This is a genomic window from Nostoc sp., from assembly GCF_036917975.1.
Classification (GTDB): Bacteria; Cyanobacteriota; Cyanobacteriia; order Cyanobacteriales; family Nostocaceae; genus Nostoc.
Map to the genome: position 1 here is coordinate 1 of NZ_JBALEJ010000097.1, position 20,389 is coordinate 20,389.

General features: G+C 40.7%; 18 protein-coding genes, 1 tRNA gene and 1 rRNA gene. 10 read left to right on the forward strand and 10 right to left on the reverse strand.

Going from position 1 to position 20,389, the window contains the following annotated elements; translation table 11 throughout:
- A 16S ribosomal RNA gene (locus V7K76_RS29535) occupies positions 1–171 on the reverse strand; the annotation flags it as partial.
- 634 nt (positions 172–805) lie between these two features.
- On the opposite strand from V7K76_RS29535, the gene rsmA reads away from it, so the two are divergent.
- The 5 genes from rsmA to V7K76_RS29560 all read left to right on the forward strand — a co-directional run bounded on the left by rsmA (position 806) and on the right by V7K76_RS29560 (position 4,494).
- On the forward strand, positions 806–1,669 hold the full coding sequence (gene rsmA, locus V7K76_RS29540; protein ID WP_334775459.1) for a 16S rRNA (adenine(1518)-N(6)/adenine(1519)-N(6))-dimethyltransferase RsmA: 864 nt from the start codon (positions 806–808) through the stop codon (positions 1,667–1,669).
- A 64-nt stretch (positions 1,670–1,733) separates the two neighbouring features.
- Positions 1,734–2,687, forward strand: coding sequence for a 4-(cytidine 5'-diphospho)-2-C-methyl-D-erythritol kinase (ispE, locus tag V7K76_RS29545; RefSeq protein ID WP_334775466.1), 954 nt, complete (start codon positions 1,734–1,736; stop codon positions 2,685–2,687).
- A 235-nt stretch (positions 2,688–2,922) separates the two neighbouring features.
- Positions 2,923–3,252: a DUF3082 domain-containing protein gene (locus V7K76_RS29550; RefSeq protein ID WP_334775458.1), complete on the forward strand. Its 330-nt coding sequence runs from the start codon at positions 2,923–2,925 to the stop codon at positions 3,250–3,252.
- Positions 3,253–3,648: 396 nt separating this feature from the next.
- Positions 3,649–4,251 (forward strand): sporulation/spore germination protein, encoded by a 603-nt coding sequence (locus V7K76_RS29555; protein WP_334775457.1) that lies wholly within the window; start codon positions 3,649–3,651, stop codon positions 4,249–4,251.
- Between the two features lie 171 nt (positions 4,252–4,422).
- Positions 4,423–4,494: transfer RNA gene (locus V7K76_RS29560), tRNA-Gly, on the forward strand.
- An 84-nt stretch (positions 4,495–4,578) separates the two neighbouring features.
- On the opposite strand, the gene V7K76_RS29565 is transcribed toward V7K76_RS29560, so the two are convergent.
- From V7K76_RS29565 to hsdR, 5 genes are all read right to left on the reverse strand, one after another.
- The gene (locus tag V7K76_RS29565) at positions 4,579–6,126 is read right to left on the reverse strand and encodes a restriction endonuclease subunit S (RefSeq protein ID WP_334951644.1); all 1,548 of its coding nucleotides are present in this window, start codon (positions 6,124–6,126) and stop codon (positions 4,579–4,581) included.
- A gap of 320 nt (positions 6,127–6,446) precedes the next feature.
- The gene (gene vapC / locus V7K76_RS29570) at positions 6,447–6,845 is read right to left on the reverse strand and encodes a type II toxin-antitoxin system tRNA(fMet)-specific endonuclease VapC (protein ID WP_334775455.1); all 399 of its coding nucleotides are present in this window, start codon (positions 6,843–6,845) and stop codon (positions 6,447–6,449) included.
- Complete coding sequence (locus V7K76_RS29575) at positions 6,842–7,093, reverse strand: hypothetical protein (RefSeq protein ID WP_334775454.1); 252 nt, start codon at positions 7,091–7,093, stop codon at positions 6,842–6,844. Before V7K76_RS29575 ends, vapC begins: the two co-directional genes overlap by 4 nt.
- A 31-nt stretch (positions 7,094–7,124) precedes the next feature.
- On the reverse strand, positions 7,125–8,594 hold the full coding sequence (locus V7K76_RS29580) for a class I SAM-dependent DNA methyltransferase (protein ID WP_334775453.1): 1,470 nt from the start codon (positions 8,592–8,594) through the stop codon (positions 7,125–7,127).
- Between the two features lie 129 nt (positions 8,595–8,723).
- Entirely contained in the window at positions 8,724–12,041 is a 3,318-nt protein-coding gene (gene hsdR, locus V7K76_RS29585; protein ID WP_334775452.1) for a type I restriction-modification system endonuclease, read from the reverse strand.
- Between the two features lie 463 nt (positions 12,042–12,504).
- Here hsdR and V7K76_RS29590 point away from each other — a divergent pair, with 463 nt between their 5' ends.
- Positions 12,505–12,699, forward strand: a complete 195-nt coding sequence (locus tag V7K76_RS29590) for a hypothetical protein (RefSeq protein WP_334775451.1) — start codon at positions 12,505–12,507, stop codon at positions 12,697–12,699.
- Complete coding sequence (locus V7K76_RS29595; protein ID WP_179067842.1) at positions 12,671–12,889, forward strand: hypothetical protein; 219 nt, start codon at positions 12,671–12,673, stop codon at positions 12,887–12,889. Before V7K76_RS29590 ends, V7K76_RS29595 begins: the two co-directional genes overlap by 29 nt.
- 421 nt (positions 12,890–13,310) lie before the next feature.
- Here the strand turns inward: V7K76_RS29595 and ftsH3 are convergent, their stop codons facing one another.
- The 4 genes from ftsH3 to V7K76_RS29615 all read right to left on the reverse strand — a co-directional run bounded on the left by ftsH3 (position 13,311) and on the right by V7K76_RS29615 (position 17,374).
- Complete coding sequence (ftsH3, locus tag V7K76_RS29600; protein ID WP_179067843.1) at positions 13,311–15,152, reverse strand: ATP-dependent zinc metalloprotease FtsH3; 1,842 nt, start codon at positions 15,150–15,152, stop codon at positions 13,311–13,313.
- A gap of 139 nt (positions 15,153–15,291) precedes the next feature.
- Positions 15,292–16,086 carry an aminotransferase class IV gene (locus V7K76_RS29605; RefSeq protein WP_334775450.1) on the reverse strand — a complete coding sequence of 265 codons (795 nt, stop codon included), beginning with the start codon at positions 16,084–16,086 and terminating at the stop codon, positions 15,292–15,294.
- A gap of 17 nt (positions 16,087–16,103) precedes the next feature.
- On the reverse strand, positions 16,104–16,526 hold the full coding sequence (locus V7K76_RS29610) for a GNAT family N-acetyltransferase (protein WP_334775449.1): 423 nt from the start codon (positions 16,524–16,526) through the stop codon (positions 16,104–16,106).
- Between the two features lie 59 nt (positions 16,527–16,585).
- Entirely contained in the window at positions 16,586–17,374 is a 789-nt protein-coding gene (locus V7K76_RS29615) for a hypothetical protein (protein WP_334775448.1), read from the reverse strand.
- A 459-nt stretch (positions 17,375–17,833) separates the two neighbouring features.
- Between V7K76_RS29615 and V7K76_RS29620 the strand changes: the two genes are divergently transcribed.
- The 3 genes from V7K76_RS29620 to V7K76_RS29630 all read left to right on the forward strand — a co-directional run bounded on the left by V7K76_RS29620 (position 17,834) and on the right by V7K76_RS29630 (position 20,368).
- Positions 17,834–18,298: a hypothetical protein gene (locus V7K76_RS29620; RefSeq protein WP_334775447.1), complete on the forward strand. Its 465-nt coding sequence runs from the start codon at positions 17,834–17,836 to the stop codon at positions 18,296–18,298.
- Between the two features lie 244 nt (positions 18,299–18,542).
- Positions 18,543–19,418 carry a hypothetical protein gene (locus tag V7K76_RS29625; RefSeq protein WP_334775446.1) on the forward strand — a complete coding sequence of 292 codons (876 nt, stop codon included), beginning with the start codon at positions 18,543–18,545 and terminating at the stop codon, positions 19,416–19,418.
- Positions 19,418–20,368 carry a hypothetical protein gene (locus V7K76_RS29630; RefSeq protein WP_334775445.1) on the forward strand — a complete coding sequence of 317 codons (951 nt, stop codon included), beginning with the start codon at positions 19,418–19,420 and terminating at the stop codon, positions 20,366–20,368. Before V7K76_RS29625 ends, V7K76_RS29630 begins: the two co-directional genes overlap by 1 nt.
- The last annotated feature ends 21 nt before the right edge of the window (positions 20,369–20,389 follow it).

A 20,389-nucleotide genomic window follows, 5' to 3' on the forward strand; every position in this document is an offset into this window, starting at 1 on the left:
TAAGGGCACATCCGGTATTAGCCACCGTTTCCAGTGGTTGTCCCAGACCTGATGGTAGATTCTCACGCGTTACTCACCCGTCCGCCACTAAATCCGAAGATTCCGTTCGACTTGCATGTGTTAAGCATACCGCCAGCGTTCATCCTGAGCCAGGATCAAACTCTCCGTTTTGTTGTGTTTCGAGTTTGTGGCTCTGAAAAAAATATTTTCCAGAATCCTAGTTACAATTTCGATTATCTTTTTGGGAAATCCCAAAACTAAAATCTTTTGACGAGGATTGGTTTTTTTCTTAAGCTTTCAAAGTATTATGTTTTTTAGGTTCAGCGGTCGTTTGCGTCTTTCGCTTCCCGACTTAACTAGAGTAACTAGTCATCCCCTAGTTTGTCAAGGGGTAAATTTATTTTTTTTCTAAAAGGGCAAATCGCTTGACTGGCAGTACTTTCAGATGAATTGCTTCAGCAACGAGAGGGAGGCGAAAACAAAGTGGCTAAACTTGGCTGTGTGAATAATGCGAGTTGAGTGATTATCGAAAAAGGCAGGAGATAGTATTGCTAGAGGATTTATCCTGAATTCTCATGCCTGAACTAGCTATATATAAGTAAGAGCAGAATTGTTGTGGAGCTTGTGGTTTAAGACTCCTATTCTATAAGTAACGCATTTACGCGATCGCCCGCCACCCCTGCATTTCTGGAGCGTTGGGAATGGAAGATAGGCGTTACAGTGAGTCTAGCGCTGTAGAGGGGCTTCAAAATTTATAATGATTTTTTGAGAAAAAGCTAAAAACTAGACTAGGCAATAAATACAGATGATCCGACCGCGCAAGGTCTTTGCTCAACATTGGCTCAAAAGTGAAAAGGCGCTCAACGCAATTATAAAAGCAGCAGAGTGTACGGAAAGCGATCGCTCGGCCAACGCCGAAGGCGATCGCATCCTGGAAATTGGCCCTGGAACCGGGATTCTGACTCGTCGTTTATTACCTTTGGTGCAATCTCTGATTGCAGTTGAAATAGACCGCGACTTATGCCAACTGCTATCAAAGCAGCTTGGTAAGACTGAAAATTTTTTACTGCTGCAAGGCGATTTTCTCACTCTAGATTTACCATCTTATCTGGCAGCCTTTCCCAATTTCCACAAGCCAAATAAGGTAGTAGCCAATATTCCCTACAACATTACAGGGCCAATCATTGAGAAACTACTGGGTACGATCGCTAACCCCAATCCCGAACCATTTGACTCTATAGTGTTGCTGGTACAAAAAGAAGTAGCAGAAAGGTTATATGCTAAATCAGGCTCAAAAGCATTTGGAGCGTTGAGTGTGCGGGTACAGTATTTGGCTGAGTGTGAGTTAATCTGCACAGTCCCAGCAGCCGCATTCCAGCCACCGCCAAAAGTGGATTCAGCAGTGGTGCGATTGCGTCCCCGAAAAATCGAAATACCAGCGCTTAATCCCCGACAGTTGGAGAATTTCTTAAAGTTGGGATTTGGTGCCAAGCGAAAAATGTTACGAAATAATTTGCAATCAGTTATAGAACGCGATCGCTTGAGCCAATTACTGGAACAATTAAAAATAAATCCCCAAGCTAGAGCCGAAGACCTCAGCGTTCAGCAATGGGTAATTTTAGCAAATGAGTTGGGAGTGGGGAGTGGGGAGTGGGGAGTGGGGAGTTAGGAGAATTCCCAATGCCCAATGCCCAATGCCCAATGCCCAATATCCAATTCCCCACTCTCAGAAAATGCGTTCTTACAGCCTAATTGCTCCTGCTAAAATCAACTTGTATCTGGAAATCATTGGCGACCGCTCCGATGGCTATCACGAGTTAGCCATGATACTTCAAAGTATTGGACTTGCAGACGAAATTGATGTGCGTTCTATTAGCACTGAAAATATCCGTGTTCACTGCAATCACCCACAAGTACCGACAGATAAAAGTAATCTGGCATACCGCGCGGCAGAATTAATGGTGAGGCAATTTCCCGAAGCCTTTGCTAAAAATGGAGGCGTGGAGATTAGTATCAACAAACAAATTCCTGTTGCTGCTGGGTTGGCTGGGGGTTCGACAAATGCAGCAGCGGTGTTGGTAGGGATAGATTTACTGTGGAAGTTGGGATTAACTCAGTCAGAATTAGAGGAGTTAGGAGGTACACTGGGTTCAGATGTACCATTTTGTGTGGCGGGTGGAACTGCGATCGCTACAGGTAGAGGTGAGCAACTTTCTCCACTGCCAAGTTTGGATAGTATATACATAGTGTTGGCAAAATACCGCAGTCTGGAAGTTTCTACCGCTTGGGCATACAAAACCTATCGACAGCAGTTTGGTCATTCTTATATTAGAGATAGTGACAACTTAGCAGCACGTGCTAATGCAGTTCACTCAGGAGCAATAGTAAAAGCTATTTTGAATAAAGATGCGGGAGAAATTGCCCAAAAACTGCACAATGATTTAGAACGCGTAGTATTGCCAGCCTATCCCCAAGTCTTGCAACTGCGGGAAATTTTTGCAAATCAGGAAGGCGTTTTAGGAACAATGATGTCTGGTTCTGGGCCAACAGTATTTGCTCTTTTTGAGTCTCAACAGCAGGCAGAAAAAATTAAGCTGCAAGTTCGGGAAGCAATTGTTGATGAAGACTTAGAATTGTTTGTGACTCGGACAATTACACATGGTATTCAGGTGGCATCTTCAGTTTAAATAAATTTTTATAGCGGTTCCCATTCAGATGAGGTACAACATTATACCGCAAGGTGTAGGGGCACGGCACTGCCGTGCCCCTACGGGTGTACCTTACTAGGTAGGGAAATGCTATATGCTTAATTCAAATGGCTAGTAAAGACGCAGAGATGCAATTTTAAGGACGATTAGCTAAGGATAATAATTATTTCCTAATCCTCCAATCGAAAATCTCAAACCTAAAATCCCAAAGATTATGAATGACCAAAACCTCACGCCACAAACAGATGCTAAAGAACAAGTTACAGCGAGTCCGTTACGCTGTTTTACGGGGGCGGTGATTTCTGGAGGAATGGGATTTGCAGCATATTCGCTGATGATTGCGATCGCTACAAATTTTGCAGCTAAACCTGTCCATTCAATTAATCCCTTGGTGGTGAAGATTTCTTCTGCTGTTCGTACTCTGGTTGTTGGTGTAGTTGCTCTAGGAAGTGGGATATTTAGTCTAGTGGCAATTGGTTTGTTGGCTTTGGGAGTGCAATTATTAGTGCAGCAATTGACTAAGCAAAAAAGTAGTGAAAACTAGTAATTTGCTTTAGAGTAAGTAACCTCAAGGCGCAACTAGCAAACCACTAGCGGCTAGGGAACTCCAAGAAATTAAATTATCCAATATTGTGGGGCGGGCGAGACGCCCACCCCACAAGAGTAAATTGGATATTTTTTATTTGGAAGTCCCTTAGGCGATCGCAACTGCAAAGCTTGGGCATTATCCTCATCAGTAGCCTGGATTATTTATACCTTTTAGTTACAGCTAGTAGAGATATCGTTATACTTGGTGAGTCTCTGTATGTAGTGCGATTCTTGACTTTAACAGATTTTGAGTTGACACTTTGTAGACTGGCTCAATATTCAGAAATTTATACGGAATTGATACCAGCGACACTGAAATGGGTAGCAGCAACATTATTTATAAGCAAAGATTATGAACACAAGCCAGAGATATTTTTTACCCTTTATTTTTGTGGCGATGGTCATCAGCCTCAGCAGTTGTAGTTCTAACCCCACTGCTCAGAATATTGACAGTGTGAAGCCATCCCCTAGCGTAGCGGCAACCAATAGCCTGCCGTCTAAGACTCCCAGTCAAATTCCTAGCGTAACTCAGTTGAGAGAAAAATCTCCTAATCAAGAACCTCCTAAAAAAAATACACCTCCCTCATCAACTTCTAAAACTGCCATTAAAACTACCAACGTCACACTATACACAAGTGATGCTCAATGTCAAAAGCTAGTTCCAGAAAAGGTTTCAGTGCCAGCCGAGGAACCAGTGAAAAATGTCGTAAATAAAATCTTAGAAAAACGAGATACAAGCGACTTTAGCTTGTCTGGGTATCGTGTCAACCTCAAAAATGGCATTGCTACAGTTGATTTGCGAATATCCCCTGAGTCAAAGCGGCAAATAGCTTCTCTTTCTAGTTGTGAACAGTTTGCTCTGTTTGGTAGTCTCCGCAAAACCTTAACGAGTAATGCCCAATGGAATATTAAAGAGGTTCGTTTCACTGAGCGAGGTGAGGATATTGTTCTTTAGTTCAATATGGTAGCAAGTACCGTCGTTAGCTAATTAAAAAGATTTTTCAATCTGAACAGCCACAGGAATTATACATCAGCATCTACTAAAACAGTGTATGTTCTAGCTAATTGAAAACAGCTGTAAATAGTGGTATGCTTAAGTTTAGCTCTAAATTTGTAGGAGCAATTCGCGGGTGTAATTCAGTGGTAGAATGTCATCTTCCCATGGTGAACGTCGTGGGTTCGAGTCCCATCGCCCGCTTTAGAAAAAAGCCTTATTTAACAAGCGTTTCAAGGATTTGCTCTGTAAACTCTTGCGTTGAGGAATGAGCGCATTATCCTTGAACTACTCTAGTCCTGATATAAATCCTTGCCCTTCTACTGTCTTGCTCTTGCGCTTGCTTGTGCGATCGCTTTTTGGTTTGCCGTTGTTTAATTTTTCTCGTTCGGCTCGGATTCGTTCTAGTAAGACTGATGCAGGTTCATCATCAGGGTCTTGGGGGACGAGTTCACCCATGAAGGCTTTGGCGAGAATAGATTGATTGAGTTGATTTAGTTTTCCTTTTGCTTGTTGGTATTGTTGTTCAACATTAGTAATAAGCTCTAAGAAAGACCGCACAATTTCTACTATTTTTTGCTGTTCAACTAAGGGTGGTAAAGGAATAGGAGCTTCAGTGATAGCTGTCATTGATATTCGTTGATGTCCTGCTGTTGATTTAGCATGGTCTGTTATTAAGCTACGTAATAATGGAGTTGCAAACCATAACTCGCTATAAGTTGAAAACTCTCTATCTATAAGTTTTGCTCTAAAAAGACGGTCAGGATATTGAATACGACGATTCGCTAAGTCTCTAACAAGCGCACAATTTGCCACATATTCAATACTTCCACTCAACCTAGTAAATAATAAATCTCCATCATTTAGAAAGTTATCCTCATTTTCATTTTCACTTTTAGTGAGATATCGAATATCTGTAAGGTCAACGGAACAAGACCTTACACTACTTGAACGCAAAATGGGATAACTTGAAACTTCATCTTGAGGAACTGCTGTAGAACCACTACGAATTGAAGTTATTAATTCCCCAAAGCTTACCCATTGCCATGTATTTGGAATTGGTGTAATTTTATCCATTTCCAAAACAATAGAACTAGGTGTTGCATTTGATTTACGTTTATGTGTTTGTTTATTTTTTGCCCTTATCCTCTGCAATAACATCGAAGCAGGTTCAACGTCTGGGTTTTGTTCGCGCCAGTCAGCTGTTAAATCGCCTCGGAAGGCTGCGGCGAGGACGGATTGGCGGAAGCGATCGCACAACTGAGGTATACTGTCTAGTGCTTTCTTGGCTTTTTGGGTGCGATCGTTCAACTCCTCAATTTTGGTAACAATCCGCTTTTGTTCGTTAAGGGGTGGAAGTGGAATTAAAAATTGCTTTAGACTTTGAGGAGACAAGTTAGGCTGTAGTGTTTCAGATAAATTTGTATTAACCTGATTTCTAAAAAAGTCTGATTTGCTAAAAAATAATAAAAGTTTTTGGGAATATATCTTATATGGCTTTATTAAAGCTACTCGCTGATTTAATAAACCTATTGGTGCATACTCTGGATAAAGACAGGCTTTAACAGTGTTATTAGTTATTGGACGGGTAAGAGCAATAAGAAGAGTTTTAGGTATTACTTGAAATTCCGAATATTTGTCCAAAAAGTCTTTCGGCAAGTACTCTTGTTGTTTATATAAAAATGTACCATAACTGATGTTGGCAATTTTAATAGCAGGAACACCTTCATCACAAAAATCAGTACTCTTGAAAGCATATCCTGAAATAATTTGACATAAATTGTCTGCCTGTACCCACTCCCAACCTTCAGGCAATTCAGTTAATTCTTCACTCATTCCAATCAATTCCATTAATCCTCATCCTGTCCTAAAAACAAACCTTCTAAATCCTGATACCCACTAACAACACGTAAAATTTAAACATCTTCCTCAATTACAAGACTTTAAGCTTACAAATCTTAATCATTCACCAGCTTGAGTGCGTTTTTGTTGCAGCTTTTCACGCAACCTTTCAAATACCTCTTTTCCATGCAGCACCTCACCCCGTTCAGCCGACTCAATTCCCACCTGAATTTTCTACTGTAATTCCTTAAACCTGCCTTTATATAAATGTTCCCACTCGTCATCTAGCGAGTTTATTTTCTTGCTCAACTTTCTTACTCCCAATCTTCAATTTGTAACCCATTGACTCGACTAAACTCCCTTACATTATGCGTCACTAAAATTAAATTATTAGCCATTGCAATAGCCGCAATTTGTAAATCATAAGGGCCAATGGGTGTCCCATTAGCTGCTAACTCAGCCCGAATTCTTCCAAAAATCGTAGCTGCTGCATCATCAAAAGGTAAAGATATAAAATTATTGAGAAATGCTTCCTGTAAAGCCAAAGTCCTTACAGGATTATTACTACGCATTGCACCGTATAATAGTTCACCTTTCACAACTGAACACACAGCAACATCTTGCGGAGATAGCATTGTCAATCGTTGCCGCACACCAGAGATATGACGATTTAGATAAACAATGCAAGCATTAGTATCTAATAAATAAATCAATCTAACTGCTCCCTTTGTTCATACTCTCCTTGGGGATATCTTTGAATAGGGTCATCAGCTAAACAACCAGCTGTCTGTTCAAAAAAACCTGGAGGCCAGCCTTTACCTTTAGGCGTAGGATGTTGAATTTTGTCTTTCTCTTGGGACTTGATTCTGAAGTGAAGAAACTCCACAAAATCTAAAACTTCCTCTTGTTTATCTTGGGGAAGAGAACGCCAGTATGTTAATAATTCTTGTTCTGCACTCATTACTATTCACTCACTAAGATTACTCATGTTTCTATTCTAAAGTTGGCATCCCCACAGAAGAACTAACAGCCTCCGCCGCTTCTTCCCCTTCCAGCAATATCATTAAAGCTTCCATCTCCTTGGTTGCAATTCGCAATTTCTCCATAATCTCAGCAGCTATCACCTCTGGCTCAGGTAAATTATCCCCTGATTGCAAACTTTCATCGCGTAACCAAGAAATATCAAGGTTTTCATTACGTTTTTCAATATAATCCCGTGTAAAACACCGAAAACGTTCATTCTCTCCTAAATCTACACGAGGATGATTGCCATTGGGGTCATCTCCATAGCATTGCTTAAACTCAGCGAAATGCTCACGAGTTAAAGGATAACGCTTACCAAAACTGGGCATATTGGTTCGCATATCATAGAACCAAACTGCTTTGGTGTTGTCTTTCTCGGTTGTGCCACGTTGGAAAAATAAAACATTCGTCTTCACACCCTGAGCATAAAATATCCCAGTGGGCAACCGTAAGATTGTATGCAAATTGCACTTATTCATCAAGTCAGCCCGAATTGCTCGTCCCTGTCCATCCTCAAACAGTACGTTATCGGGTAAAACCACAGCCGCCCGTCCCCCTGGTTTGAGCGATCTGTATATGTGCTGCAAAAACGCCAATTGCTTATTTGAAGTGGGATAGGTGAAATCATCTCTCGAAGGTAAACCACCCCCCTTTTTTGTGCCAAAGGGCGGATTAGTGAGAATTACATCTGCTTTCGCTAGTCGCTGTCCTTGTGACGAAAGGGTATCACCTAAATCTACAGCACCCTCGATTCCGTGTAACATCATATTCATCAACAGCAAGCGGTGAGCATCCTGCACCAACTCCATGCCATAAAACGCCTGATGCTGCTGGAATGATTGCTGGGCTTCTGTCCATTCAAAAGGGTCATGGTGTTGACGAATATAGCGATCGCCTGCAATCAAAAACCCCCCAGTACCCGCAGCAGGGTCTTGTATCAATTCTCCTGGTTGTGGCTTGATGAGGGCAACCATGCAATCAATCAAAGGTCTAGGGGTGAAATATTGTCCCGCACCAGATTTCTTCTCATCCGCGTTTTTCTGGAGTAGCCCTTCATATAAATCGCCAAACTCATCTCGATGCTCGGAAAACCAGTCCAATTCATCAATACTGGTAACAAGCTTTTTAAGGATGCGCGGTATTTTGAGAGAAGTTTGAGCATTAACAAAAATTGCCTGTACCCGTTGAGAGGAATTTTCAGAACCCAACATCAGTAAGAGCGATCTATAAAATATTAGTTGCTCCGTCTCACCCTTATTAACCAAATCACCCCAACGATATCCCTCTGATAATTGCTTTTCAGTCCCCGTCTCCTGTGCCATCTTCAAAAATAGCAGATAGGTTAACTCTGTAACATATTGTAGATATGTAACACCATCATCTCGGAGAACGTGGCAAAGGTTCCAAAGCTTTTGAACAATATCGGAGGTAGCTACCATAATTTAATTCGTAATTCGTAATTCGTAATTTTGGAGAAAGTTCATCGGAGTTCAAGGGTAAGTAGGATAGTCCACAAGATTCATCCCGCTTGAATATCTTAGTTGCCTTTGCGTCTTTGTATGAGATATTTAATTAGCAACATCCCAAATATTTTTGTGAATCTGGATCACAATATTTTCTAAATCTCCGCCAAAAACCTTATTGAGTCTTTCAAATCCGCCACCTTGGGTTTTAAATTCCCCTTTATCCAAAGCTTCCCGATCGACGATTGTTTCCGCTTTCATCTGTTTGCCAATGCGTTCTAACCACTTGCGTTGAGGAGAAGTCCAAGGCTGACTGGCCAGAATTTTTTTCATAGCCCGATCTACCCGTTCTGCGTAGGGAATCAAAGCATCACCCAAGGTAGCCTGACGGATAAAGCCAATGATCGAAGCAGCAATATCTTCATTGGTAATTTCTCGCCATGCAGTTTTTAGGTTAATTTCTGTATATCCTGCCGTATATAGTCCTATTTGTAGTTCCTTGAGTTGCGCTCTAGTCAACTCACGGGGACGCTGTGTAACAATCATTAAAGCGGGAATCTTGTTCATGTTCTCTAACAAGAAAGCTCTAAAGCTATCTAAATAATCTTCTGGACGTTCGGCATTGCCATAACCCCGTTCAATAGCCACTAACTCATCAGTATGGCGAGAAACCAGCATTGGCACAGTTCCACCATCTCGAAGATCCAGAATTTGAGTGATCGCTTTTCTTTGTTCCCACCATTCCCTTACTTGCTGTGGTGTACTTTGCTTGAGATAAGAAACCATATTTGATAATGGCATTCCGGCGATCGCTTCTAACTGTTCTTGATTGTTAGGACTCAAATGCCTGCGTTTGCGCTGAATTTTCACCAGTAGTTGGTTAATGACTGTTTCTAAAGCATCAGGATTTTTGACTGTTTCCAACTCCTCCACCAATTGAGTAAAGGAAATATTGGGGTTAACCACCACAGGTTTCATACTGGAGACAGGAGCGATCGCTTCATATAATCGCACTGCATCAAAAATCCGAAAGACCTCTTTGTTGATTTCATTACAAAGACGGGTTGCCCTTCCCAACATCTGCTCGTAGAGAATGCGGGAATTGACGCGACGAATAAACACTAAATTACAAATCGCGGGAATATCAATTCCTGTGGTAAGTAAGTCTACGGTAACAGCTACCTTGGGATTAACTTCATTGCGGAACTTGCGAATCAACTCTAATGGCTTATCTGCATTGCCTGTAATTTTGACAATTGCATCATCTTCCACACTGCCATAGATAGCCTGAAACGCTTGTTTAAGTTGGTTAACCACAATATCTGCATGAGCGTCGGTAGCACAGAAAATCAGCGTTTTTTCTGGCAGCGATGGGTCAATATGCTGGGCTAAGGCTTCACAAACAACTCGGTTAAAATCTTCTGTAATTACTTTGCGGTTAAACTGTTCTACCTCAATTTTTACCTCATCAGGCGCATGAACTAAGTCAAGTTGCCCAGTTTGGGGATTGAAAAATTCCATTTGCTCACCAGGATTCCAAACCATCCCCTCGTCAGATAACTTTGTCCTAATCTTGAAAGGTACTTCATGGTCAATTAACCAGCCATCTATGACAGCTTCTCGATAGCTGTAGATGTAAACAGGTTCACCAAAAATTTGGGTGGTATGCAGTGCAGGAGTTGCAGTTAAACCAATTTTTACAGCGTCGAAATGCTCCAACACTCGACGGTATTTTGAGACGTAATCGTTAAAATCCCGAAACTCTAGTTCGCGATCGCTTAATTCTCGATCTAGTAAATAGCCCCGGTGACACTCATCCACAACAATGCAATCATACTGGTCTGGTGTAATTACAGATGCACTATCGGAGGGGTAGAGAACTCGTTTAACCATACCTTGCACCGTGGCAATATGCACTTTGGTATCCCGATCGAGTTCAATATCTTTGAGATCCTTAATCTCGAAGATATCAGCAAAACTTTGTAGGTTCTCCATGCGGGAATCTTTAAAGGCATTGGAGGTTTGTTCTCCTAGTGCAGTGCGATCGACCAGAAATAAAATGCGCCGAAATCGCTTGGTTTTGAGTAACCGATACACTAAGGCAATACAAGTTTTAGTTTTGCCTGTACCTGTTGCCATTGCTAACAGTAATATCCGTTGTTCCCTGGCTAGGGCAGACTCTACAGCTTGAATGGCACGAATTTGATAATCACGCAACTCTAGCCCATAGTTAAAGCCTTCCTGGGTTAAACGAGTATTTGCCTGGTCAATATCTTGAGCTAAGGCATCTAATAATCCTTGAGGACTGTGCCATGTGGCAAGGCATACCCGCAGATTAGTTGGACGGCGCAAATCACAGAACCAAATCCCACTCTTGGTCTGAAGCTGCTGCAAATACGGTCTACCATTGGTAGCAAATACAAAGGGCACTTTGTAGTTTTGCCAAGACCTACTAGCCAAAAATTCCTCACCTAAAACTTGGAAACCTTCACTGTAGCGTTTGGCTTGGTTCAATGCTCCTTCAGAGACATCTTTACTCTGACGCTTGGCTTCTACTACTGCGACAATTTGCAAGCCACAGAATAAGGCATAGTCGGCTCGTCCATTAGCGGTGGGATATTCTGCGATCGCTAAATTTCTTCCCTTGTGAGGATGTACACCATTTTGATAAGTCAATTCTTCTGAATCTGCTTCCCATCCAGCCGCACGTAATTGAATATCAATCAGTCGGCGTGTCTCCCTCTCATCCAGCAGCACTCCACTTTCAGCGACTTGGGCTTGAGTAATTGTCTGCTGAATTGTTTGCTGTGACTGGTTTTGAGCTTGGGCTTGAATTTCTGCTAAATGTTGTAATACCTCTTGCACTTTGGCTTGGGCTTCCCGTGCTAAATCTTCAGCAGAGGTGCGTCGTTGTGCTTCAGTTTCTGCAATTACTAAATGCCTTTGCGCTTCTTCTCGCAAGCGTGCTAATTCTGCTTTGAGTGTCTCTGTCTCTATTTTTGGGTCAGGTGGAGGAATAAACCCACCTGGATCAAAATTGCGACCTCCACCAAAAGCGCGATGAAACCAAATCCCCAACGCACGAGCATATTTCAGCCCACTTAATGCTGTGCGGTGATTGCCAGAAAGCTCATGAGTCGCCTGATTACCAATTTTTCGCAACTCATGAAACAGACGATCTACTTCACCTTTGATTAAACCGCGATCGCGCAACCGATTGAGTAAATCAATCTGCCGTTCATCTGCTACCTCATAAAGCCCAATATTGGCTGCTGCTAATTGCGCCAGCAATTCACCAAACTGCCGCAACTTAATCAAACAAGTATTGGGGTCATCGGCAAAATATCGCTCTGCTAAAGCACCCAAGCGCACAAGTTGTTGATCGTGGACTGCAAGAAATGAGAAGTTTAACGACTCTGGCATATCGGCTTATAGAAAAGCACCCTGATTTTTGTGTTTAGAGTTACTTAAAAAATCTCAGTAATTCTAATCCGGTCTTATCAACTAAGTTATAACCCAATACAGTTCAGTTAAGCATTTCTTTCTTCTCTTTGCGTCCTTGGCGGTAGCCTCCGGCAAGCTGCTCCGCGTCTACGTTAAAAAAATTGACTTTGACAAAGAGTTTTAGTCTTAACCCAAGCGTATTGGGCTTTGGCGTTAAGTTGACGCCAATAGACAGATGTGCCCCCCGACAAAGTATCCACCCAATTGAAATCTGAGGAATTTATAGAAACACATCTATCCTATGAGGTATTTTATACAAAAAATAAATAAATATTCACATAGTTATTTAAAGATGATGTAATCTCAGCGTTCAAAATCAAGGCTGTAAAGCTGAGAACTCAACGCCTTACCGTCTATTGGAGGTAACAAAAGTAAAGGAGAAATGTCAGGATTAGAAGATGTACCTTTGGGTAATGATGTCAAGTGGGTGAAATATTTATTAATATTATTAATAGGAAGTGTAAATTCGGCGACAAGAGTCCGAAAAGATTTCTCATGGCGTTATTTCGCACCAATCACCAGATTCTTCACCAACGGAGCAGAAGATCATGAACGACCAGCAACCATCAGACTCTAAGCAATTCGTCGGGAATCTCAAGAATGGTATTTGGCTGTTTGGCCTATCGTCCTGGGTATTTGGCATTACCGATCGCAGTATTGCTTCATTTGCAGATGGCTATCTATCTGCTTTGGATTTGACGCAACTATTCACAGCTGCGACGTTTTTTGTAGCGTGGCTATTTTTAAAACCGACATCCAGAGTTTAAATTAAGCAACTGATTGAATATCCAGTCACTCTTGATGCCAGTCTGATCAAGATGCCTAAGTTGCCGATTTTGCTTCATCCTACCTCTGCATCCAAGAAAAGCGTAGTTAGATTGCGTCTTTTTTTTGCGAAGTCAGAGTTATAGCTCCTGTGATTTTGATGTATCTAGAAAAATTTTTCTAATTTTCTGGAATTGATTACGCTCATGTAGTAGTCTCTATCAGATTACCGATTTATACTGAAACTCTATAACGAACTTTCGGGGAATATAACCCCATTTCGGATTAAAAGCCCAGTCTTCATGGCTGGGCTTTTGACAAGTAATTAAAAAAATTGGGGTAACTCTGGAAAATCCCAGAATTACCCCGAATTTTAACAGTGATGAATTAAAAACAGTTTTTAACTCATCACTTCTCATGAAATTAGGCAAAGGCGGCGGTTGTCACGTCGTTATTTGACAGAATTTCTTGCAACTCTTCAGCGTCTACGGTTTCTTTATCAACCAGCATTTCCGCTATCTGATCTAAAATGTGGCGGTTACGCACCAACACTTCTTTAGCGCGTGTATAGGCTACATCTACAAGTTTGCGGACTTCTTCATCAATGGCGGCGGCGGTTTCTTCAGAAAAATCGCGCTCTGACATGATATCTCGTCCGAGGAACATGTTACCTTGTTGACGACCAAGGGCAACAGGGCCTAAGCGATCGCTCATCCCAAATCGGGTAATCATCTGACGAGCAACACGGGCTACCTGTTGTAAGTCGTTAGAAGCACCAGTGGTAACTTCTTCTTCACCAAAGATTAATTCTTCAGCAATCCGACCACCCAAAGCCACAGCCATCTGATTTTCTAGATAAGCGCGGCTGTATAAACCAGTGTCCATCCGGTCTTCGCTGGGGGTAAACCAAGTTAAACCACCTGCACGACCACGAGGGATGATGCTAATCTTTTGCACTGGGTCATAATCTGGCATCAAAGCACCAACTAAAGCATGACCAGCTTCGTGATATGCCACCAAGGTTTTGCGCTTTTCGCTCATTACTCGGTCTTTCTTCTCTGGCCCAGCTAATACGCGATCAATCGCGTCGTTGATTTCATCCATCGAAATCTCAGTCAAATTCCGGCGTGCTGCCAGAATTGCGGCTTCATTCAACAGGTTGGATAAATCTGCGCCAGTAAATCCAGGGGTACGACGGGCGATTTTATCCAAATCCACATCTTTCGCCAAGGTCTTACCACGGGCGTGTACCTTGAGAATTTCGCTGCGTCCGGCGTAGTCGGGACGGTCTACCACAACTTGACGGTCAAAGCGACCAGGACGCAATAGGGCTGCATCTAGGACATCAGGGCGGTTGGTAGCGGCAATAATGATAATGCCTGTGTTGCCTTCAAAGCCGTCCATTTCTGTAAGCAACTGGTTGAGGGTTTGTTCCCGCTCATCGTTACCACCACCTAAGCCTGCACCGCGTTGACGACCTACGGCGTCAATTTCATCGATGAAGACGATACAAGGAGCATTGGTTTTAGCTTGTTCAAATAAATCGCGGACGCGGGATGCACCCACACCGACGAACATTTCCACAAATTCTGAACCAGAGATTGAGAAGAAAGGTACACCTGCTTCACCAGCTACGGCGCGAGCTAGGAGGGTTTTACCAGTACCAGGAGGGCCAACTAACAACACACCTTTAGGAATTTTTGCACCAACGGCGGTAAAGCGATCGGCGTTTTTGAGAAAGTCTACGACTTCGTTTAATTCCAACTTGGCTTGGTCAATACCAGCGACATCGCCAAATGTCACCTGAGTTTGGGGTTCCATTTGCACTCTGGCTTTGGATTTGCCAAAGTTCATTGCTTGGCTGCCTGGGCCACTTTGAGCGCGACGTAGCAAGAAGAATAAGCCAACCAAAAGCAATACAGGGAAAAATAAGCTGCTCAGTGCCTTAAACCAAAATCCTTCGTCGGTTTGGGGCAAAACAGAAATATCAACACCTTTAGAAGTCAGAGTATTAATCAAGTCTGGATCGTTGACTAAGGTAACAATCCGTTTCGCTGGGTCATATTTGGGTGTAACCAGTGCTGTGGAGCGGTCTGCACTCAAACTGACTTTTTCTACTCTGCCTTGCTGAACTTCTTGAATAAAGCGACTGTATCGCCATGTCTCTCTGCTTTGGGGTTGTTTGTCAAAAAATGCTGTTCCCAGCGCAATGACGACAATAAACAGCAGCGCGTACAGCCCTGCATTTCTCCATCTTTTATTCACTAAGGTCTATCCTCCGGTATTTTTCGCGCCTTACCTCTCAGTGGCCGCTTTGCGCGATCGCCTAGCGTCTCTGATCACAAAGGTGATTATTAAGAATTATGTTAACTTATCTTAAGATATAACAAATTTGGCGTGACTGTCATGCTGAAAAAAGCTCCCTTATTAGCTGAAAACTTTGATGGTAGGGATTATATTGTAGCGACCCTGAAGGCTGATGAACGGTATGAATGGGAATAATTTCTACCACACTATTAGTGTAGGCGATCGCTTCAAATCTCTGGACTAACTCGACGCTCCAAGTTTCTTCTCGCACTTGCTGCTGGTGGTTTTGCAACCAGTTTACAAGTTGCGATCGCCCAATTCCTGGTAAAATTCCGGCCTTTATTGGTGGCGTGTACCAACTGCGATCGCACCATCCCCAAAGGTTGCCTGTACTGGTTTCTAGCCAATTTCCTAGAGTATCGATTAATATTGCTTCTTGAGCATCTGAGCTAGTTTTTGCTAACCAAGCGCTCAAATAGTTGCCAGTTTTATGAGAGGGGAGAGAGCGAGAAAATTCTGAACTAGCAACGGCACACACAATTCCAGTTTTTTGTTTTTCTGTCAAATTTTGTGGTAATAATCTACCAGTTATCCATTCCCGTCCATCGGGAAAGAGGGTAATTCTGAGAATGGGGAAGTGCGTGAGTAGAATTTGAGCGCCTTTGCGTAGACGGTTCCAATCTGGTTGCTGCCAACCAAAGGTTTGTAGTGAGAAAAGTAAGCGATCGCAGTGTGCTTGCCAATTGGTTAAATTACTATCTAGCGAGTTCTGATAAACTCGCAATGTTGTAAAAACAGTCGCCCCATAAAGTAAACCCGGATCGTTAATGTTTATTTCTAGGGTTTGAGAGTGAACTAATTTGCCGTCATACCAAAAAATATTATTTGTCACAACCAGATTATTTATCGCTACAACTCCATTGAAAAGTGATGACTTGTAATGCTCATACGCTGCATGAGATAAAATCTGTGGGCTGCAAATCGCTGAACGCCAGAATCCAGACTCAGATGTTTACAGTCATGATTTCTGGCATATTCAATTATCCACTGAAATAACTGTTGACCATAGCTATGCGATCGCTTCAACTCATCAACAACTAAATCATCAATGTATAAAATTTTTCCCGATGATAAACAACTATAAATCCGAAATCCAGCGATCGCTACAGCTTGCTTTTCTACTTCCAAAAATGCAAGTTTATATCCTTCTTGCATTTGATATCTAACTTGTTCTACAAACTTAGTCGGCTCTTGGTGAGGGCGCAACTGGGAAATCACAGCAAAACACCCTAATATGTGAAAGTCAGATTCAGCCAATTGTATTGATATCATTATTATCCTACTAAATCATGTGTGAGAAAAATTCAACAGATTGCGTTATGACTAATAATTTAATCTTTAGGGGGAAATATAATTTGATGAGTACCTTCAGGAGTTGTAATTACTTTACCTCCCAAAACTTCAATTTCGCTAATTGCACGTTTTTGAGTCCTCTCATCAGCCTGATTGTTTAAAACCATTGCCCAGGTAGAAATTTGAGCATATTTACTGTTAGGATTTCGACTCAAAAATTCAGCAGTTCTTTGAGAAGTATTAGCGATCATCTGACTTTCTGCATCTGAAAATTTGCTCGCCCATTTTGCCGCCGTTGCAAAAGACTTTTGGGCAGCTTTAGCATCTCCCAAAAATAATAACTCATCAATTCCTTTATAACGCCACACGTAATAAGACTTTTCGGGAACCGATGGAGATAGTGATTTTAAGCCTTTCTCTGATATTGCGATCGCGCGTTCTGGCATGGCAGCATACAATGAAGTACTGACAGAAAGGCTGCGATACGCTGCTAAAAATCGCGGGTCATATTTTAGAATGATTTCAAAATATTCTGGACTTAAACTATAACCTGTTTTATCCCGAACTTCATCATCTCCAAAATATTGTAGAAAGTTGAGATATACTAAGTCTGCAATGAAGTTATCATAACTAAAACTAGGCATTTTTTGGAGAAATTTCAGACGGAGATTTTCAGATTTTATTTCTTTTTCTAGAGTTTCTAAAGAGGCGGATTGTTTGCGATTTATTAGTTTTTGCAATTCGGGAAATTGAATCAAGCCAACTCCTAAAATACACGCACAAATTACAACAGGTGTAATAATAGCTTTACGCGATAACAACAACATATCTTTCTTGTTTTCCCAGGCATAAACAACTTATTGTATATAACTTACAGCGCTTCCGGCTATTATGCAATACAGTTTTTCTCCTTGCCCTCTCCTATCAAAGCTTTCAGATTTGGGGATGTACCTCATAGCTGCCGTAAGTGCTGTAATTTTATATAATATGCTTTATGTAAAATTACTCAGTGATAGAGTAATTAGAATAACATTTACGATCAAACAGATAAAATAAGTATATTATCGAACTCAGTATAAAATACTAAGTGTTTACTGGAAATTTAATACTCAATACTTCAAAGTATAAATTTTGCCTGCTAACTGCCAGTATTTGGAACAACAAGTTCTGAAAATTTTAAAGCTTCTTTGCTTTTACTTAGTTTTATTAAGCAAAGCTGGTAAAATTTTCAACATCATATAAAATGAGGTTTTGTTGAAATTTAAACCTTTTCCCTCTAGAAGATTATGGTAAATACTGTAATTACAGATAACTTGGAAAGTAACGGACTAGCTGTTAGTGTAAAAAATAGTGATTTTAAAACAATAGTTACTAATCTTAATGCTGATAAAAAGGGACTGGATGTTGACGAAATTATTAATGCTATCAAAACAGTAATCGTTGAAGTTATTGATTTAAAAATAACTACTTGGGTTGCAGAGTCATCAGAACAGTCACAAAATGAGATAACATCGGCATCGGCTAAACCAGGAAATCGAATATATACTCGAATTAATCTTGTTAATGGGGATATCGAAAATGAAATTGGGAGTCAATTTACTGATAGCGGCCCCTATAAAGAAATTCGCGAATTTCATTTAACTCAAGTTAAAGACAGTCGGGAGATTATTCACAAGAATATAGAAAGCGTGGAAAAATTGTATGGATTTTTGATGGAAATAGTTAAATCTCACAAAAAACCACAACTGTAAGCATTATTTGTTAACTACTCATTCAAACTAAAGCATCGACAGCAACCTAGTGCAAGAAGGCAAAAGTAAAAAGGCAAAAGTAAAAAGAAAGAATGCTTATTTTGTAAGCTTTCTGGCTATTTTAAATGGGTGGTTTATTTACGCCGTGCTGTACTAGCAACATCTTTAGGTTCATTTGCGTATATCTAGCTATCAACACAAAGCTACAGCCAGATTAGTCATAACTATAAGAGGATGAGACATTATGTCTAATGAGATTAAAATTAAAGACCGAAATGTTATTCAGGCTGACAACCGAAATGGTACTCGATCTGAAGATATTCAAAACAAAGCTAGAGGCTTGTTAAACAATTTAGTATCGTCTGTACAGACATTAGTTTCTGACATTACAGCTTTAGAAGTGAATACGATGATTGTGGATAAGATTAATGCCTCAAAGTTTAATGCTTGGGAGGCATATCAAGAGATTTATTCTATACATGACCCAGATTATTTTGATGCCAAAGGGGTTCCAAAAGAAGGTTCTCAAGCTCAAGAACTGCGTAAGCGCTATAAAAGTCTATTTGACCAACTTGAAAGAGAATATTTTTACCTTCTGCTTGAGGAGAATTCTGGTTTTTATAATCCGCAGGATGATAGAGTAAAACGATATCGTCAGAGGCTTGAATACGCGAAAAAATATCAACAAAACTTTGTTGAAGCCGATGAAAAGAATGTGAAGCTAGCTGAACCAATACTACCTGCTCCAACTCCCGTTCTTGATGATAAAGATGGAAACAACCAAGAAGATTGGATTGAAAATTTTAAAGAAATTCAAAGACTTTTAAATAATGCTAGATTTGTTCGGACTCTACGTAAAATGACTGAACTAAAAGCTGCACTTGATAGTAGTAATGTTACAAGTACCAAAATTGATATTATTTATGCTCAAACTGTCATGCAGATAGATGGAGATATTATCACTCGTTATCATAAAGAACTGTTTAGTTTATCTGAAGACGCTAAAAACTTAATCATTAATACACATAATCAAGGAGTAGTTTCTGGTGAGAAGCAGTGGCGTGGAACATTTAGTTTTTTGATTAATTTGGTACAAAGTATCGCAAATTTCTCTCGATAATGAACGCTGATATAGCAAAAATAGATCGCCAAACTGATGTTGCACTCTCTCTTTCTCTACAAGTTCCTCAAGGCGATCGCTTTGAAGTTAAAGTCGATCGAGGACAGTGTAGTTTTTACCTAAATGAGAGAGTTGTAGAACAGATTCAGCAAGCGCAAAAAATTGGTATTTCTCTATATATTCCACCAAAGCTGATAATTTCTCTCTGGTATTACGCCTGCTTCAGTAAAAATATTGTAATTGAAAACAAAAAACAAATTACTGAAAAACAGTTTAATAAAGTTTTTTACTTTATTGTGATAGTTAATCTTTTGAAACTATTTTTGAGTAAAACGGCACGGGACAAAATAGCGTTACAGCCTGGAGTCACCTTTAATTCTTACTATCAGCAGCCTCAATCAAATTCAGATACTTATAAAGAAGAAGACATCATTTTACAAAGCACCATTCTTCTTCATGGTGATATATTTAACAAAATTAAGTGGAATTTTATGCAAAATTCCAACTGCTCAATAATTATCTCGGCTCATTATTGGCTGACTGAACAAGTATTAAGTTCCTTTCGGACTAAATTAAATCTGCTAGTTTGGGAGGTAGCTTCGCTGTTTCCTGCTGCGTTAGTAGTCTACAATCTGTATCCAGCAAATTTGATGATATCAATATTTGCTTGGATAGGCTTCACTATATTATTTGCAACTACCCGCTATGTACTTGTCAGTCAATTGCAAAGACATACTTCTATCCACTCTAAATTTATAACTTGGTGGGCATGGTCGCTAATTTGTCTTATCCCTAGTATTTTTATTGGTGCTGCTAGCGGCTTTAAAAATGTTAATGCATTATTATTACCCCTTTTGTCACTTATCGCTCCAAAACTTGCGGAGTATATTTTAAATTTTACCGGGCCACGAGTTGGGAAACTACTCATCCGTCGGTTCCTATCATTTTGAGTATATAGCAATCCGATTTGA

Excerpts from the sequence above, each read along its gene's own strand:
- ispE (WP_334775466.1), top strand. The coding sequence starts at position 1,734 with ATGCGTTCTTACAGCCTAATTGCTCCTGCTAAAATCAACTTGTATCTG.
- V7K76_RS29590 (WP_334775451.1), top strand. The coding sequence starts at position 12,505 with ATGTCAGGATTAGAAGATGTACCTTTGGGTAATGATGTCAAGTGGGTG.
- V7K76_RS29615 (WP_334775448.1), bottom strand. The coding sequence starts at position 17,374 with ATGTTGTTGTTATCGCGTAAAGCTATTATTACACCTGTTGTAATTTGT.
- V7K76_RS29565 (WP_334951644.1), bottom strand. The coding sequence starts at position 6,126 with ATGAGTGAAGAATTAACTGAATTGCCTGAAGGTTGGGAGTGGGTACAG.
- V7K76_RS29610 (WP_334775449.1), bottom strand. The coding sequence starts at position 16,526 with ATGATATCAATACAATTGGCTGAATCTGACTTTCACATATTAGGGTGT.
- V7K76_RS29625 (WP_334775446.1), top strand. The coding sequence starts at position 18,543 with ATGTCTAATGAGATTAAAATTAAAGACCGAAATGTTATTCAGGCTGAC.
- V7K76_RS29595 (WP_179067842.1), top strand. The coding sequence starts at position 12,671 with ATGAACGACCAGCAACCATCAGACTCTAAGCAATTCGTCGGGAATCTC.
- V7K76_RS29620 (WP_334775447.1), top strand. The coding sequence starts at position 17,834 with ATGGTAAATACTGTAATTACAGATAACTTGGAAAGTAACGGACTAGCT.
- hsdR (WP_334775452.1), bottom strand. The coding sequence starts at position 12,041 with ATGCCAGAGTCGTTAAACTTCTCATTTCTTGCAGTCCACGATCAACAA.
- rsmA (WP_334775459.1), top strand. The coding sequence starts at position 806 with ATGATCCGACCGCGCAAGGTCTTTGCTCAACATTGGCTCAAAAGTGAA.
- V7K76_RS29550 (WP_334775458.1), top strand. The coding sequence starts at position 2,923 with ATGAATGACCAAAACCTCACGCCACAAACAGATGCTAAAGAACAAGTT.
- V7K76_RS29580 (WP_334775453.1), bottom strand. The coding sequence starts at position 8,594 with ATGGTAGCTACCTCCGATATTGTTCAAAAGCTTTGGAACCTTTGCCAC.
- V7K76_RS29555 (WP_334775457.1), top strand. The coding sequence starts at position 3,649 with ATGAACACAAGCCAGAGATATTTTTTACCCTTTATTTTTGTGGCGATG.
- V7K76_RS29575 (WP_334775454.1), bottom strand. The coding sequence starts at position 7,093 with ATGAGTGCAGAACAAGAATTATTAACATACTGGCGTTCTCTTCCCCAA.
- V7K76_RS29630 (WP_334775445.1), top strand. The coding sequence starts at position 19,418 with ATGAACGCTGATATAGCAAAAATAGATCGCCAAACTGATGTTGCACTC.